At 42.6% G+C, this 17,641-nt stretch carries 10 protein-coding genes; 9 read left to right on the forward strand and 1 reads right to left on the reverse strand.

Going from position 1 to position 17,641, the window contains the following annotated elements; genetic code table 11:
* Nucleotides 1-484 precede the first annotated feature (484 nt).
* On the reverse strand, nucleotides 485-1,102 hold the full coding sequence (locus tag HQN88_RS06915) for a TetR/AcrR family transcriptional regulator (RefSeq protein WP_173109525.1): 618 nt from the start codon (nucleotides 1,100-1,102) through the stop codon (nucleotides 485-487).
* 298 nt (nucleotides 1,103-1,400) lie between these two features.
* Between HQN88_RS06915 and HQN88_RS06920 the strand changes: the two genes are divergently transcribed.
* The 9 genes from HQN88_RS06920 to HQN88_RS06960 all read left to right on the forward strand — a co-directional run bounded on the left by HQN88_RS06920 (nucleotide 1,401) and on the right by HQN88_RS06960 (nucleotide 17,635).
* Entirely contained in the window at nucleotides 1,401-3,098 is a 1,698-nt protein-coding gene (locus tag HQN88_RS06920) for a CocE/NonD family hydrolase (RefSeq protein WP_173109526.1), read from the forward strand.
* A gap of 146 nt (nucleotides 3,099-3,244) precedes the next feature.
* A complete protein-coding gene (locus HQN88_RS06925; protein ID WP_173109527.1) occupies nucleotides 3,245-4,183 on the forward strand; it encodes a magnesium transporter CorA family protein in 939 nt (312 codons plus the stop codon).
* 233 nt (nucleotides 4,184-4,416) lie between these two features.
* Entirely contained in the window at nucleotides 4,417-5,454 is a 1,038-nt protein-coding gene (locus HQN88_RS06930) for a galactose ABC transporter substrate-binding protein (RefSeq protein WP_173109528.1), read from the forward strand.
* 88 nt (nucleotides 5,455-5,542) lie between these two features.
* Entirely contained in the window at nucleotides 5,543-6,844 is a 1,302-nt protein-coding gene (locus HQN88_RS06935; RefSeq protein WP_173109529.1) for an ABC transporter substrate-binding protein, read from the forward strand.
* Nucleotides 6,845-6,873: 29 nt separating this feature from the next.
* On the forward strand, nucleotides 6,874-7,743 hold the full coding sequence (locus HQN88_RS06940) for a cache domain-containing protein (RefSeq protein WP_173109530.1): 870 nt from the start codon (nucleotides 6,874-6,876) through the stop codon (nucleotides 7,741-7,743).
* Nucleotides 7,713-8,594, forward strand: a complete 882-nt coding sequence (locus HQN88_RS06945) for a sensor histidine kinase (RefSeq protein WP_173109531.1) — start codon at nucleotides 7,713-7,715, stop codon at nucleotides 8,592-8,594. The genes HQN88_RS06940 and HQN88_RS06945 overlap by 31 nt, the downstream gene beginning before the upstream one ends.
* The gene (locus HQN88_RS06950) at nucleotides 8,591-10,081 is read left to right on the forward strand and encodes a response regulator (RefSeq protein WP_173109532.1); all 1,491 of its coding nucleotides are present in this window, start codon (nucleotides 8,591-8,593) and stop codon (nucleotides 10,079-10,081) included. The genes HQN88_RS06945 and HQN88_RS06950 overlap by 4 nt, the downstream gene beginning before the upstream one ends.
* A gap of 380 nt (nucleotides 10,082-10,461) precedes the next feature.
* Nucleotides 10,462-15,375: a glycoside hydrolase family 97 N-terminal domain-containing protein gene (locus tag HQN88_RS06955; protein ID WP_173109533.1), complete on the forward strand. Its 4,914-nt coding sequence runs from the start codon at nucleotides 10,462-10,464 to the stop codon at nucleotides 15,373-15,375.
* A gap of 235 nt (nucleotides 15,376-15,610) precedes the next feature.
* Nucleotides 15,611-17,635, forward strand: coding sequence for a glycosyl hydrolase 115 family protein (locus HQN88_RS06960; protein WP_173109534.1), 2,025 nt, complete (start codon nucleotides 15,611-15,613; stop codon nucleotides 17,633-17,635).
* Nucleotides 17,636-17,641 lie beyond the last annotated feature (6 nt).

Genomic DNA, 17,641 nt, shown 5'->3' on the forward strand with positions numbered 1-17,641 from the left:
CAACCGTAAAAGAATCCATGGTTCTTTGGGCTATGTCTCGCCGGATCGATTTGAAGAACTTTACTACAAAAGCGTTAGTTAACTTCTCTTATTAGGTGTCTACTTTCTTGACAGAGGTCCAATAATCCATCTAATTTGTTTGGGGTGGCGGAGAAAGTTTTGGCTGTAGTGGTAGAGGTAGAGGTAAAGGTAAAGGTAAAGGTAAAGGTAAAGGTAAAGGTAAAGGTAAAGGTCGGGGTAGAGGTGTAGGTGTAGGTGCAGGTAGAGGTAGAGCTAGAGCTAGAGCTAGAGCTAGAGCTAGAGGTGTAGCGGTATCAATTTCTATAGGATTATGTCCTATATGAGCACGAACCTAGACTGCCATGAGGCCCATGCAAATTGCGCATGGGCCTACTTGATTTAACTGTCAAAGCGCAGAAAAGTTACTTTCAATGGAGCAACAGTAGCAGTTTTTCCTAAGAGAATGTCCTTTATGCATTGAGAATTATTTTTTTAAACCAGCTGCAAAGAAAGGACCATTAACCGAAATTGTCGTTAGAATACGAGCCATTTCTTGAGGCGATTCTTTGCCGCCACTTTCGAGCCATTGTTGGATTACCCCTATTATTGCAGTTCCCATATAAGCGGCTAGGTATTGACCTGGAACAAGGAGATTTTCTTCTTTTACAAATGCATTTGGATTATTGCCATGCAGTGTTTCCCACATGAATTTTTTCAATCTTGTTTGAAAGGATAAATCCCCTCTTGGACCTAATACAGCTTTCATAAATCCACTTTGTAGGTGTAAATACTCAAATAAGGAAACTGTAAAAATAAAAGGTGTTAAAGTTTGAGAGTCAATTTCAAGTGCGGCAATAACGCTCGGATAGTTTTGTTTAGTAAGTCTGGACAAATCAAGCATGATTTCCTCCTCACATTTGGCCATTAAATCAAATTTGTCTTGATAGTGTGCATAGAATGTGCCTCTATTAATTCTCGCACTCGTTGTAATGTCTTTAACTGTTAATGCATCAAAACCTTTTTCATTTATTAATTCTACGAGTGCGAGACGAATGGATTCCTTGGTCCGAATGACACGTAAATCAGGGTTACTATTTCGCAAGTAAATTCCTCCTTAATTTTAACCAACACATGTTTGAAAGGTGTTCCGTAACCAACACATTTGCCATTTTTAATTATTGAACAGAGTCTATTCGAATTTTATAATTTGAGGTGTAATAAACAACAGGTTGTTCATTATCATAACTTAACATCCAGGAGGGGGACAGGCAACCTTTAAACGACATATAAATACACTTACCAAAATTCGACATCAAATAAGCCAAGTTTGGGGATACTGATGTAAATAAAAACATATGGATTCCATTTATTAATTTTATTAAGAAAGGAAGTAATTTTAGATGAATACATTCTTGGGCCGTCCTGATCTGAAACCGACTCATCCCAATGACACGATATCTGGGTTGAACAAAATAGTCATGACTACTGCGCATTATGGAAATCAAGAGATGATCTTGGAAAAAGATGTTCCGATCATAATGCGGGATGGAATCACAATCTACGTCAATGTATTCCGTCCGGATAAGCTAGGAAAGTTCCCAGCAGTAATGAGCATGGATCCCTATAATAAAGATGGTTTACCCCCGTATGATATTTTTCGTCAAGTCTGGCCGACGTTAGGTAGTATCGTCACATCTCTATTTACGCCATTTGAGTCACCTGATCCGGGTTTTTGGGTGCCAAACGACTATGTCATGGTGAAAATCGCAGCGCGGGGGAGTTCAAATTCGGAAGGCGAGCTGTATCCTTGGACGAAACAGGAAACGCAAGATTATCACGAAGTCATCGAATGGGCTGGCGTCCAGGAGTGGTGCGACGGCAATGTGGGATTAAACGGCGTGTCGTATCTGGCCATGACCCAATGGCGGGTGGCAGCTACGAATCCTCCTCATCTGAAGGCGATCATCCCATGGGAAGGTACATCTGATCTGTACCGGGAATGGTACTTTCACGGCGGAATACCGGAAACTGTGTTCACATCATCTTTCGAGGATTTATTGAAAGGCAGGTGGCCAAATAATATCGTAGAAGGTATGGTAGAGGCGCAGAAAGAGCATCCGTTACACGATGAATATTGGGAAGAAAGACAGGTCAATTTGTCCGATATTAAGGTACCTATGTTGGTTTGTGCTAGCTGGTCAACGCATGGCTTACATTCCCGCGGCACCTTTGAAGGGTTTAAACAGGCTTCATCCGAGGACAAGTGGCTGGTGGTCCATGGCCGCAAGGAGTGGGAATCCTATTATTTGCGTGAATCACTGGAACTGCAGAAGGAGTTCTTCGATTACTTCCTGAAAGGCATTGAGAATGACTGGAGGGAAACGCCTCGGGTACGCTACGAGGTCAGAGAGAAATTCTATAAGGGACATATTCGCAGCGCGAATGAATGGCCGATAGCCAATACCCAATATAGAGAACTTCATCTGAATGGCGATACGACGCTCCTGCAGGTGCCCCCTGTTCAGAACGAAACCAAACTGAGCTATCATGCTGAGCCCCGTCAATCAGAAAACAGCGATTTAAAGTTTACATTTACTGCTGATAAGGAACTCGAGCTTACTGGCAATATGAAGCTCAAGCTCTGGGTCTCCACCGACGACACGGATGATATGGATATTTTTGTTGGTATTAAAAAGTATGACAAACGCGGCAATGAAGTGTACCTGCCTGATTTTAACCATCTTGAAGACGGTCAGGTGTCTGTTGGATGGCTGCGGGTATCTCATAGAGAGCTGGATACGGAGAAATCTACGCCTTATCAACCAGTACTGAAGCACAAGAATTTATTGAAGCTTACTAAAGGTGAAATTGTGCCGGTAGAAATTGAGATATTGCCTGCAAGTATTTTCCTAGCAAGTGGAGAAAGTCTGGTGTTGGTCATAAAAGGCAGCGAGATCATTGTCGAAGATCTCCTACCAGGTGCAGCTTCAAGAGGTTATGGGCACACACAAACAGTGAACCAAGGAATGCATTCGATTTATACAGGCGGCAAGTATGATTCTTTCCTATTGGTACCGATGATTCCAACGAAAGATTAGCGAAAGTCTGAGTCCCTTCAACCGATATCCGGGCTATACAGCCCGGACTATTGGGCTTTCCAGGACCTAATCTAACCTTGATGAAGATTCTCGATGTGGCATTGGGTTAAATTTAAATTACCTGCTTATGGAAGGAGTGATAACTGATGTTACATACCTACAAATCCTCTCGCGATGGAAATCTGGAAAAGATAGGGCACTTCGAAAAGGAGTGTTGGATAAATATTACCGCACCACTAAAGGACGAACTTACGGAGGTATCTGAACTTTGTAATATTCCAATTGAATTCTTAGAAGATCCGTTAGATTTAGAAGAAAGTGCACGGATTCAATATGATGATGAGACGGATTGTACCCTAATTATCAATGATTTCCCAATTATTGATGCGAATACTGAGGCATTTGATTCTTATATTACCATTCCTATTGGAATCATCGTAGGAAAGGATTTCATCGTAACGGTTTGTAACCAGTCGAGTAACTCTTTAGAAAATATGATCAAGAAAAATGTGAACACTTCGATGAAGAGTCGTTTTGCCCTAGAGATACTAATGTCATTTTCAACACTGTATATCGAAAAATTAAAACTGCTCAACAAACAGCGTCTTAAAATAGAGAGTCATTTGCGTGAGTCATTAACAAACAAGCAACTCTATGACCTCATGGAGATTGAAAAAAGTTTAGTTTATTTCCTCACTTCTTTAAAAGCTAATGCGGATGTTATAACCAAACTTTTCCGTACCAAATCTTTAACCTTATATGAGGATGATAAAGATCTTCTAGAAGATCTAAAAATTGAAAATAATCAAGCAATTGAAACCACAGAATTGTATACAAGAATTTTGAACAGCATAACAGGGTCGTATTCTTCATTAATATCAAATGAATTAAATAAAACAATGAAAACTCTAACGTTATTTACAGTTTTTTTAACGCTGCCCACACTCGTATTTAGTTTCTTTGGTATGAATGTTACCTTACCCATTGCTGATAAAGATCCTTTCTCATGGATTATTACACTTGTAATAGCTTTAGTTATTGTTATTTGGATAGGTATTGCACTATGGAGAAGGAGGATGTTATAAATTTTTACAACGAGTTTAGTGCATAAAAGAAACGATATTATTCCCTATTAATTAGTGAATATTTGCCATAGAATGGGGTTGCTTGCAAACGGTTACTTTGGGGTGTCTCTTGTGTGCCGTCACCTGAACCTTAAAAATAGAGTAGGGGATATGAGAAAAATACATGTACATTGACTTATAAATAATCTAGGATAATGGGAATATTTATATTTTTTTATAATGGAGACTATTGGATGAAGATGAAAGTGAAATCATATATCCTTGCAACTGCACTTTTACTTATGACGGGCGGATGCAGCATCATGCAATCAGATGATCCTAATGCTCCAATAACGAACCCCCCTTTAAAAATTGGCGTCCTAATTTACAGGTTTGATGATACTTTCATGACAGAAGTGAGGAACAGCATACTTGCGGCAGCTGATAGTCAAGTCATCGTCGAGTTCGCGGATAGTCGCAACTCTCAAGCAACTCAGAATCATCAAATGGATAAATTTGTGAAAGAGAAGGTAGATGCTCTCGCGATTAACCCCGTAGATCGGACTGCAGCTGCCGGAATGATTGCGAAGGCAAAAGCAGCCAACATTCCCGTTGTCTTTTTTAACCGGGAGCCTGTGGCAGATGCTATGAAAAAATGGGACAAGGTTTACTATGTCGGCGCAAAAGCGGAACAATCCGGCACCATGTCGGGTCAACTGATCGCTGACTATTTCAAGTCGCATCCGGATGCGGATAAGAATAAGGATGATGTCTTGCAATATGTGATGTTGAAAGGAGAACCAGGCCACCAGGATGCCGAGTTGCGAACCAAATTCGCCATTAAAGCAGTAGAAGATGCGGGTATTAAGGTGGAAAAGCTAGCTGAGGATACTGGAATGTGGGAGCTCTCAAAGGGCAAAGCGAAAATGTCGACATTTCTAGGCGAATATGGGAATCGAATAGAGGCCGTTTTTGCTAATAACGATGATATGGCACTCGGTGCTATTGATGCCATACGAGAGAACGGCTTTATGGCGGACGATCGTATTATTCCCGTTGTTGGGGTCAATGCCACAGCCTCGGCTATTAAAGCGTTGAAAGACGGGACACTTCTGGGAACCGTGCTGAATGATGCAGTAAATCAAGGAAAAGCAATCTATGCAGTGGCACATATTTTGGCCTCTGGGCAAACACCGGAGAAAAACAACATTGGCTACGAAATGGCAGATGGTCTATATGTCTGGATACCTTATAAAAAGATGATGAAAGAAAATAGCAGCGTTGTTCCATAAAACAGGAAAAAGTAAGCGTTATCAGTTTGAAAAGAAAGCGTTTGGCATCAAGGAAGATAAATGACAAGTTTTTCGGAGGCTGCATTTAATGAGAAAATATGGAGGTATACTCGCCTATTTGCTGCTTTTCGCCTGTCTCCTGCTATCTGGTTGCACGACAGCGGATACAGGGCGATTCAATCAGCAGGAGCAGGGGACTGCGGATGATAGTCGAAAGATCGCTTCTTCAGGTGAAGTAAAGTTATCCGTCTACATGTATGTGACCGATGTAAGAGTACAAAACGTGTATTATGATATTGCCCGCTCCTTTGAGGCCAAACACCCAGAAATTAAAGTAGAACTGCAATTCCCTGGCTTTCAATATGAAGAGATTCTGAAAGTTAAGCTTGCCACTAACGAGTTGCCTGATATTTTTGATACGCATGGTTGGGCCAAGATTCGATATGGAAAGTATTTAGTGGATCTGAGTAATGAACCTTGGGCGAGTCAGTTAACCAATACGATTAAACCGGTCGTAACGGATGACGAGGGGAAAGTGTACGTATTGCCCATTAGTGAAGCAAGGGATGGCTTCTCCTATAACATAAATGTTTTGGAGAAATACCATATTCAAGTTCCAGTTACTTTTGATGAGTTGATGGCGGCGGCAGAAAAGATTGTGAAGGAAAGTCATGGAGAAGTCGTTCCTTTCTTTTTTTCCGGCATTGATTCATGGACGATCGGACAGTATTTTGATTATTACGCAAGTTCTCTATTTGAAAAGTCAGATGTTTTTAAAAAATACCCGCTGACAGCATCAGATTCGGAATGGAGTCAGTGGAATGTGCTAGCCGTAAAATGGAAGGAAATGTTCGATAAAGGATATATCAATCAAGATGTCTTCAAGGCTAAATATAGCGATTTACCCAAGTTGTTTGCCGAAGGCAAAGTCGCATTTTCATTTGCATCTCCCTCGTTTGCAGACGATGCTTATGAAGTAAACCCGAAAACACGAATTGGAATTATGCCAGTTCCATCGTTAAGCGTGGGAGGAAGAACTGCATTTTCAAGCGGAGAACGCAACACAATGGGCATCTGGAAAAAGTCCAAACATCTGAATGAAGCAAAGCTGCTGGTGAATGAATTCGCCAAGCCGGCAAATATGAAAAAAATCGCAGACGTGGTAAAGATTCCACCTGGATTGACGGGAGTAACCCCCGAGCATGAATTCGTATCGTTTTATAATCTATATGATCAAGTACTTGTCACCCCCTATTTCGATCGTATATATCTGCCCAATGGTATGTGGGACGTGATGCGGAGTCTGGGAATTGAGTTGATAGCAGGAGATGTAGCTCCAGAGAAGTTCGGTAAATTGATGAAACAAGAAGTCGCGCGACTTTCCAAATAAAAGGGCTAGAAGTAAGGAGGCAAGAACACGTGAGATCGGATTCTTTTCGTTTTAAGCTCATGATGTTATATTTCTGGACGATTGTTATTCCAACGGTTATCATCGTATTCTTTCTACCGAACTTTTTTCAAAAGCTGCTGCTGCATAAGACAACAGAGTATACCGAAAGCACAGCTGCTGCCTTTACGAAAAACATTGAAAGCTATCTGAATGAACTGGAGCGGCTCACTTTAACACCGTACTTTGACAGCGATATTATGAAGGCGCTTAAATATAAAGCCAAAGAAGATCCTTTAGCGCAACTATCTCCCCTTGAGAAATTAAAAATGGATGAAGTACTGAATGAAAAGTTCCATAATTTTATACGCATGTCGAGACAGGATATTTCAGGAACAACGCTGGTCACCTCTGATGGCTCCATCTATGCCAAATCAACAGGTTTGACAGCGCCTGTTAACGACTATCCTTTTTCTTCCACAGAATGGTATCGCAAAGCGTTGGCAGCAGAAGGGTCAGCCGTCTTTATTGGAAGTCATAAACAAGATTACTTGAAGCAGCCATTAGAGGCAGACGTATTCTCGGTAGCTAGGGTAATAAGAGACCCTGATACGGAGTCAAAGCTCGCTTTTATTATTGCCGATGCAGACACAGGGGTGCTGCGTAATTTAATCCAAGATTTCCAATTTAACGTTAACGCTACTATTGCTGTTCTCGATGACAATCAACAGGTGGTATATTCTACAGCACCATTATCCCCAATAATGAGTAAAAGCGTAGGGGAGTCCTCAGATTCGATCGTTGAGGATGATAGTACGTACACGGTTATTCGCCGAAATATCGGAACAGCCAATTGGAAGTTGGTTTTTTTTTGCCAAATTCCGAAATTATCTCTCAGCTAAGATGGTTATACATTATCGGTGGATTGTTTGCCGTATGCGGACTTTTCTTAACTGTCATCGTCTTCTTTCTTCTATCAAAGTGGATTATTCGTCCATTTAAAGAGATTATCTGGACGATGAAGAAAGTCGAAATCGGTAATTTGCAAACACGCCTGCAAGTTAGGGGGACGGATGAGGTAGCGCAAATTGGACTCGCATTCAATCGAATGATTAATCAAGTGGAAGAGCTTATAGTCCGCGAATATCAGGCTAAATTTAATCAACAGCAAGCAGAGTATCGGTCCTTGCAAGCTCAAATCCAACCCCATTTTCTTTATAACATCTTAAATGGCTTTATTGGTCTTAATCGGATCGGGGAGCATGAGAAACTGGAAGAGTCCATCATTCACCTCAGTAAAATGCTTAGGTATATTCTTGCTGGGCGAGATTGGACTTGTGTTAAGGATGAGTGCGACTTTCTCGCTTGGTACTGCCAATTACAGCAGCTCCGGTTTCAAGATCGTTTGCAGTACCATATTCGATATGATGCAGAGAGCATGAGTGTTCCTATTCCAAAGTTATTACTTCAACCACTTGTTGAAAATAGTATCATTCATGGGATTGAACCTTTGAATCAGCCAAGGGAATTGAATGTCGATGTTCATATGGTGAACAATCATACACTATCTATCTCAGTTACGGATAATGGTGCTGGATTCGATGCAAGCAAAGCAGGGAAAAGTGTAGGCCTAACCAATGTCAAAGAACGCTTGCAGCTTGCATATCCAGAAGGTGAATTTGCCTTGGACAGCAGGATTGGGGAGGGCACGCGCATACATATTCAAATTCCGATCAAGGAGGCATTCAAATGAAAATAGCAATTGCCGATGACGAATATTTAGCACAACAAACATTGCTTAGTATGATTCGCCAAATTGAAGGTGAATGGGAAATAGTGGGAGTAGCAGGCAATGGCTCTGAATTGCTAGACATCCTACAAGAGCAGCGGCCAGATATCGCTTTTGTCGATATCAAGATGCCTGGTATGAATGGGATTGAAGCCATAAGAGAAGGAAAAGTTTTTTCTCCCAACACGGAATGGTTTATTTTATCAGGCTATTCGGAGTTTAGTTATGCACAAGAAGGTATACAGCTTGGTGTTCTTAATTATTTGTTAAAACCCCTTAGTATAAGGGAGTTGCGGGAAGCTTTACTTACTGCAAAGGGATTGATTCATGAAAGGGTTGCAGATAAACAAAGACAATTCGCAAATTCCGTGCAGAATCTGTGTTATGGATTTGAGCAGGATGATATTTACGTTAAAGACGAGTATACATACATGAATATTCAAATGGCTGTCGTTTTTTGGGATTGTTCTTTAGAAGTAACGGCTGAAACTTTGCTGATTAAACAGGTATACACCTCAATCAACAGGATTGTTGAAGAATTTGCGGCAAAAGGAGTTCTGCTTACCTGCTTTGCCCTCCCGAGTGGTCAGTTTACTGTCGTTGGTGCCCCACGTTACAGTGTCAAAGACAAGGAAAGCTGGAACGAATTTTTCTTGCGCTTTCAGCAAATTATTGACAGCTGGCAGACATCTGAATTGAAGCTAACGATCATTTCTTCGCAGGAGCATTTACCACTGCAGGATATCAATCAACATGTGAATCGTATCATGGAGAGCAGCATTTTTCGTATCTTGAAAGGTCTGGGCAAAATGTGGAATTGCCATTCGTTTCAACACTTTAGCAGTGAACATCACGAACTGTGCAAACTATTGGAAAAGTTGGTTAAGGCTTACCGCGAGAATCGATACTCAGAGTATATGGATGTGTTGTTTGCGATCAAGCAATACGCTGCAGCTATTGAACGTCTTCTTGAAGGTAACGGCCTTAAGGAATCTGTAGGTATTTATTTAACAACAACAATGCGTATTCAGCTTGTACCTAACGTCTCCGTGTCTAGGTGTATTGCGCTCTTGAAGGAGCATGGGGAACGCATGCTGCAAAGAATGAATAAGGATGAGCCCTCCCAGGACATTGTGCAGAAAGTTATCCAATACATGAAGTCCAATTTCAGGGATGAGATAGGGACAACGATGATTGCAGAGCATTTCCAAGTTACACCGAATTACTTAAGCACAGTGTTTCATCAGAAAACGGGGTTTACAATTATGCGTTTCTTGACTGAACTCCGTATTAACAAGGCCAAGGAAATTCTAGCAGAAGGGGCTGTCCAGATACAAGAGGCGGCGGAACTTGTCGGGTATTTCAACCCTCGTCACTTTACAAATTTATTCAAAAAAATTGAGGGACATTCTCCAACGGAGTATAAACTGATGTTGAAGAGAAACGTGTAGGAATTGGAGTCAATTGACCATAAAAATAGACAGGTCCACATTAATTATGAGACACATGGAAGCGCCATCATTCATGTTATCCTGATTGTATTGAAGCCATTGGAAGGTTATGCGATGAAAGGTGGGGACATTGTTTCTAGAGAGCGAAATGCCTCAACGCACAATGTTCGAATGGCATGAAATTTCTGAAAAGAGGTGGGATATGAAAAAGCTAGTCGATACTCTTATCCTTGCAGTGATCATATGATCATGATTTGAATTTGCTGTAAGCGCTCTCGCTTTATCAGCGGTAACACTGTAAGAGATTAAGGATAGTAAACCCGGGAATTTTGTTGCTATTACGGGGGAGACAGGGATGAGGAAAAAGAGGAGGAGTAACATTGCAAAAAAGACGTTCTACACCGAAAATCGCAGTAAAACTATTCTTAATTATGTGCTTGCTTTGTGTCAGTCTGCCATTTGGGTTGCCGAATGCGGCTTATGCCGATTCCGAACTACAAGACCCATACAATTCTGATGAAAACAACGTCACGATACCAGAAGTTTCATCGGTGTCCGAAGCAACTTATGCATCTGACCCGAATGGGGTAAACGGGGCATTTGCGGCTGTGCAGATAGCTGCGGGACCGACAAGCATGGTGCTGGATAGTGCATGGGAAGTAGAAAATCCGACAGCAGGAAAGCTTGTTGTTAATGCGGATGGAAGTGTAACTATCACAACTGAGGGTGGAGCCATTGGTGATACAGGGGGAATGAAAAACACACTCTACTATCAGCTTCCCAACCTGACGGACTATGATTTTACTGTGAAAGTAAGCGGGAATTTTACAGCCAATTATCAAGGTGCTCAATTGATGATTTCAAGCGGGAAGAACCGTGCGAATGCTGTTGGTGTGGTTCGCAGATATCATGGATATCTTGGTGGAACATATGGAACAAACTTGCTTATGGGCGTCATGCAGAATGGTGGTACACCGAACGAGTATTATGAAGGTGCTGCAAGCATCGGCAATGAGTTCTATCTGAAATTGCAGAAGCAGAACGGAAGAATCACCGGATTCTATGCAGCGAATTACAGTGATAACAAAGCAGATTGGAATCAGATTATTGATACCACTGGCGGCAAAAATTATGAATTCGTAGATAAGGGTAATGCCCTTATTGATCCCGAGAAGATTTATTTAGGAATCGCTGCGGCAAACGGTGGCGGAAATACACCAACGAACATTACGTTTTCTGATCTGAGAATTGGTGGTGAATCGGTACCTTTCGCTATAAATTCCAAGGCATTAAAATCCGTTGTGCTTGCTGGTGAAGCCGAAATGGGTGTCGGTGCTGCACATACGCAACCACTTAACGTGACAGGTACAGATTACGATGGTAGTGAGATTACAGAATTTGATTCGGTCGTCTACACAAGCAGTGATGTAGATGTGGCAACAGTTAGTGGAGATGGTGTTGTTACAGGTATACATAACGGTAATGTAGTCATTACTGCCAAAGCAACATTGGGCGAAGTGACGAAAACAGCTACTTTGGCCATTCAAGTTGGAGATATTGAGACAGAAGAATCATGGGAACTTTCATCTCCAAATGGCAATACCAAGATGAAGGTAGAAATGATCACAGGTGGAGTTCTTCAATATACTGCGGAAAAGAATGGTGTACAAAATATTGGGACATCACCACTTGGTTTAGTAACCAGTTTAGGTGACTTTACGAGTGGCCTTGTAGTCAGAGAAGCATCAGAAGTGAAAGAAATTAACGAAAGCTATAAGGTGCTTTCCGGTAAGAGTAATGAATATACCAATCACTACAAAGAACAGACGCTTACATTTGCAAGGAAGAATGATAATTCTGTTACATTTGATGTGATAATCCGTGCATATGATGACGGAACGGCATACAGATATGCTGTCCACACAGATGTGGCCAAAGAGATTAAAATCAGTGATGAAGTTTCAGGTTTGCAGCTTCCGAAAGAAGCAGATGTATATTGGATGAACTATACTTCAGCTACATGGAACTATGAAGGCCAGTATACAAAAACGACAACTGAAGGATTAGCAGCGGGCTCTACTCCCTCCATACCATTCTTATATGGGAAAAATGGTGTCTGGACGCTGTTCTCAGAAGCAGACCTCAACGGAACTTACACGGGTTCTATGTTTACAGTAAAAGAGAACGGAATGTTAGATGTTTCATTCTCTAAGACACAAGGGACGAAGGCTGTAGTGACAACGACGCCTTTTAAATCTCCATGGAGAGCATCAATCACTGGTACGCCCAAAGACATTGTCGAAAATACAATGATTGAAAACCTGAGCACGCCAGCAGATTACGCAAAATACGACTATGAATCATGGGTAGATCCAGGTTTATCTTCCTGGTCATGGGTAGCTAACTGGGGAAGTGGCATCAGTGATCAGTCGAAAAAGGAAACACATTTGAACTGGATTGAATTTGGAGCTGAAATCGGATGGGATTATTATATCCTTGATGAAGACTGGGCTCTGGGCGGTCGTGGAAATGTTACTGGTGTGCGTGACTGGTGGCCGGAAGTAAGAGATTTTGCAAAAGAAAAAGGAGTTAAATTGTGGGCTTGGGTACACGTAAGCGATATTGATACACAGGCAGAACGCGACAAACACTTCAAAGAATGGTCTGAACAAGGTATCGTAGGCATCAAGCCGGACTTCTTTGATGGGGAAGGCCAGACTAATATGCAGCTTTATGATGATCTGTATAAAGATGCGGCGAAGTACAAGCTCATGGTTCTTGCACATGGGGCCAATAAACCAACCGGTGAAATTCGTACGTATCCAAACGTATATGGACATGAAGCCATCCGTGGACAGGAAGCAGGTGGTATTACTGCGGAACAGTACACCATGATTCCGTTTATCCGAGCGGCAATTGGACCGGCAGAGGTAACGGAAGAAATCAGATCTAAAGATTATAACAAAACAACAATGGGATTCCAGTTCGCATTGACAGCGTTAATTGAAGATGGCATTCATAGTATGGGTTCTGCGCCAGATGTTTATAGAAGTATTCCGGAAGGCATGTCCTACTATAAAAATTACCCGAAAAAATGGGATAAAACAGATTTACTTGACGGTGATATTGGCCAGTATCTGAGTATAGCTAGAAAAGCTGGAACGAACTGGTATGTTTCTGGTATCAGTGTGAATCCAAGAACGATGAAAGTTCCATTAAAATCCCTTGACGCAGGCAAAACGTATACAGTTTTGCTGTACACAGAAAACGGCAGACAAGACGTGGATATGAAAATTATCCCGAATGTTACAAACGAAACCGTATTAGACATCAATGTACTTTACGGCGGCGGATATGCCTTACGTGCAGTTCCAACAGCAGAGTTGGATAGCATCACTGCAATCGTTGCCAATCCGGCAGAAGTGACAGTAGAAAAAGGTTATTTATCTAATCCGGTTGCAGTTACACTCAGTCCGAATAAAGCAGAATTCAAAGATGTTATTTGGAGTGTTGCCGACGAAACCATTGCAACTGTCAATCAGAACGGTGTAATTAGAGGCGTTGCTGAAGGTAAGACGACAGTAACGGTGGCATCTGCTTACAACAAAACTGTTAAAGCAGAAATTAAAGTAACAGTTACACCTCCAAGGTATGTTCTTGATAGTACGAAATGGTCAATCCTTAATGGGAATGAAAATGTAATTATCAATAATACCGATTCCGCAACAATTTCAACAGAAACAGGAGTACTTGGCGCTAATAACTGGAAAAACATGTTCGCTATGGACGTACCTGAAGCGGATAAAGATTTTACAATCACAGCTAAGATTTCCGGTGGTCTTAAGGCCAATTATCAAGGTGGATTTATCACAGTCTTTAGTAAGTCGAATCCAAATGGTTTATCTGTAGCAGCAGGACGGCGTTATCACAGTGGCATCATGGGAAGTCATCCGCAGGCGCTGGGCGTCATGTCAACTGCATCAGGAGCTACCGCTGAATTTTACAACGCAGATGATGATTATAATAAGGATGTTTACGTTAAGATTCAAAAAGTTGGAAATACATTTAATAATTCCTATAGCTATGATGGTGATGTTTGGACAGCAATTAGCGACAAAGGAACACCTCGTACTACGACAAATGCAAATTTGGCAGGGAGTGCAAATCTTTCTGTCGGTTTCTATGCAGGTTCTGGCGGGGGACAAACAGCAATTGATATCAAAGTCAGCGATTTTACTTACAATGGTGTAAAGGTACCGCTAGCAATTGACACCTTGGATCCAGAAGTCGTTGATAAGACGACTCTGAATGAGGCAATAGCATCTGTAGAAGCATTGAAAGAAGCAGACTACACAGCAGACAGCTGGGCAGCATTAGTAACTCAATTGAATGCAGGAAAAGATGTAGCTGTAAAGGAGAATGCTACACAGCAGGAAGTGACTGAAGCAACCGCAGCCATTCAAGCGGCAGTAGAAGCACTTGTTGGAACAGATCCAGGAACGGATCCAGGAACGGATCCAGGAACGGATCCAGGAACGGATCCAGGAACAGATCCAGGAACAGATCCAGGAACAGGTCCAGGAACAGATCCAGGAGCAGGAACAGGAACAGGAACAGGAACACCAGTGACTGAACCCGTTCAGTCGGAAGTGAAATTCATGGACAATGTCGTTGATATTGCCAGTGTGCTAACCAGCTTCGCCGAAAAAATTGAGGAAGCCAAGTCCATCCCAGCTCCGTTGAAATTTACGGATACTTCCTCTCATTGGGCTGACTCCACGATTGGTATCTTTGTGAAGTTAGGATTGGTTTCCGGTTATCAGGACGGCAACTTCCATCCAGATGCAAGCATCACTCGCGCGGAGTTCGCTACGGTTCTTGCCAAGGTATTTGGCCTTGCAGGCAACGCTGCCGGAAGCTCCTTACGTGATATTTCCGGTCACTGGGCCGAAACCTCCATCAGCGCCTTGCAGCAAAAAGGGGTAATTTCCGGCTACGAGAATGGCACATTCCAGCCTGATCGTGAAATCAGCCGTGCCGAGATTATTGCAATGATTTCCAAGATCATTAATCTGAACAGCGTTAATGCTCCATCCTCCAGCTTCTCGGATCTGGATAACACATGGAATAAGGATCAGATCGGGCAAGCGGCGGAAGCCGGAATCATCAGCGGAGTGGGAAATGGAATGTTTCTTCCAGACAAGCAGGCTTCCCGTGCCGAAGCGTTAACGATTGTACTGCACGTTCTAGAAATGAATCCGGAGCTTAAGAGCCTCCTGGGTAACCTTAAATAAGCAAGCCATTGGTTTACTAAAAAGCTCGGCCTTACGAGAAATCGTAAGGCTATTTGTATTTTTAACCTTGCAATTGACTAGATTAAAGCTCAAATACGAAGATATTACATAAAAGAAACGGAGCTAGTACATTTTTCTTGATGAACTTATGCGATATAGTAATCATACTAATTTTTAAAAAAAGGCTGTAGCGAAGTGCGACATGATCGCAAGAGAAGCAGAGAGGTGTATCATATTGATTTTACAAGCAAAAGAAACAGTGGAAATCAGGATTGACGCTCAGGAACATCAGGGTATTGGGTTAGCTTTGCAAGATTTAATTCGTGATTTGAGCCATGTGATGAACATTCAGGCCGATTGCCGAAAGTACCTTTCGGATGTAGAAGGCTTTTCAATTCTAGTAGGAAGCTTAAGCAATCCTGCTTTTTCAGATTTCTTAAAGAAGAAAAAAATAGATATCAGCGATATTGATGGAAAAAAGGAACATTATTTTGTCAAGAGTATAGGGGAAGAAGGGCGTCATCTCGTAATAGTCGGCAGTGATACCAGAGGGGCGATCTATGGGATTTACGAATTTAGCCGAGTCGTTCTAGGTGTGAATCCCTTGTATCTATGGACAGGCCATGCACCTGCACGCAAGGAAAGTCTTGATATGGGCAACATTTCGTTGACAGATGGACCTACAACGTTTCGCTTCCGAGGATGGTTCATCAATGATGAGGATCTGTTGCTGGGATGGACCGGGAAATTCGATCAGGATTTCCAGAACAATGCCTTCACGAAGCATGCGGGTTATGCGAACGCACTGGAGCCGATTATGGAGACTGCACTCCGCCTCAAACAGAATCTGCTGATCCCATGCTCCTTGTTGGATATCCTGGATCCGTCCGATGAGGATTTGGTCAGGAGGGTGTCAGAGCGCGGTCTGCTTATTTCCCAACATCATATTGAGCCGTTAGGGGTATTTCCCAAAAGAGTCCGACGTTATTGGCAGGAACGGGGAGATCTTGAGCCACTTTCCTATACGAAAAATCCTGAGAAGTATGAGGATGTTTGGCGGCTTTATGCAAGCCGTTGGGCACGATATGACAATGTGGTTTGGCAACTTGGTCTTCGTGGCATGGGCGACAAGCCTGTCTGGGCAGATGACCCCTATGCGCCGGAAACAGCGAGTGGAAGAGGTCAGTTAATTGCTGGTGCTATCGCCAAACAACATGAGATTATTGCCGAGGCGATAGGTCACAAAGACTTCGCTTCCACAGCTACTTTGTGGATGGAAGGGATGGAGCTTCTGAAGGGAGGACATCTATCTTTCCCGAAAGAAACGATCATTATTCATGCGGATTTCGGACCAACTCAGATGCTGGGTGACAGCTTCTATGAAGTGAAACGGGAACAGGATCGGCAATATGGCATTTATTATCACGTTGCTTTCTGGAGTTGCGGACCCCATCAAGTACAAGGGACTTCACCGCAGAAAATTTATTACAATCTTCAAGCAGCTGTTCAAAAAGGAAATACAGACTACCTTGTCGTTAATGTAACGAATCTCAGAGAAATGCTGCTTGGAACCCAATATACAGCGGCTATAGGTTGGAATTTCGGGAATTACCAACCAGAAGTGTACTTGCAAGATTGGTGTGTTGAACATTACGGTCAGCAAGGTGGAAGGGCAGCTGCTCTTGCTTATCAAGCATATTTCGGCGCATTCCATGTCTTGGACAACCAGGGATACTCAGGTCGTATGCTCCTGATGGACGGTATGAGCCGCAGACTTACATTGAAGCTGGTGGCCATTCTGAACGGTCAACCGTTTACCAAAGACGAGATACAGAACAAAACTCTGTTGGCTTTCGATCAGTCAGAGGATTTCATAGGCTATTACAAGAATGCCACTGAATATGCTCTTCCGAAGTGGGACATGGCTTTGAACGCTGCTCATCAGGCTTTGCAGGAAATGGAGGAGGAGCGCAGAGAGTTCTTTACGACCAACCTGATCGTTCAGCTATCTCTCATTCGCGCGCTATATCGGACCGTTCATCATCTATCTGTTGCGGCGGAGATTGTGCTTGCCGGATCTACAAGCGAAAGGAACCAGGCGCGTGGCCGAATCTTGGAGGCCGTAGCAGAGCTTCAGCAGACGTCCATTATCCGTATGCATGCGGAGAAAGGGAAGTGGAAAGGTTGGTACGATGGTGATGTACTGCTAAACCTCCCTGACCTCATCCGCCAAGTGCGAGAATGTGCAGGGAATTATTGAGTCGCA

It is taken from the genome of Paenibacillus qinlingensis (assembly GCF_013204845.1).
GTDB classification, from domain to species: domain Bacteria; phylum Bacillota; class Bacilli; order Paenibacillales; family NBRC-103111; genus Paenibacillus_E; species Paenibacillus_E qinlingensis.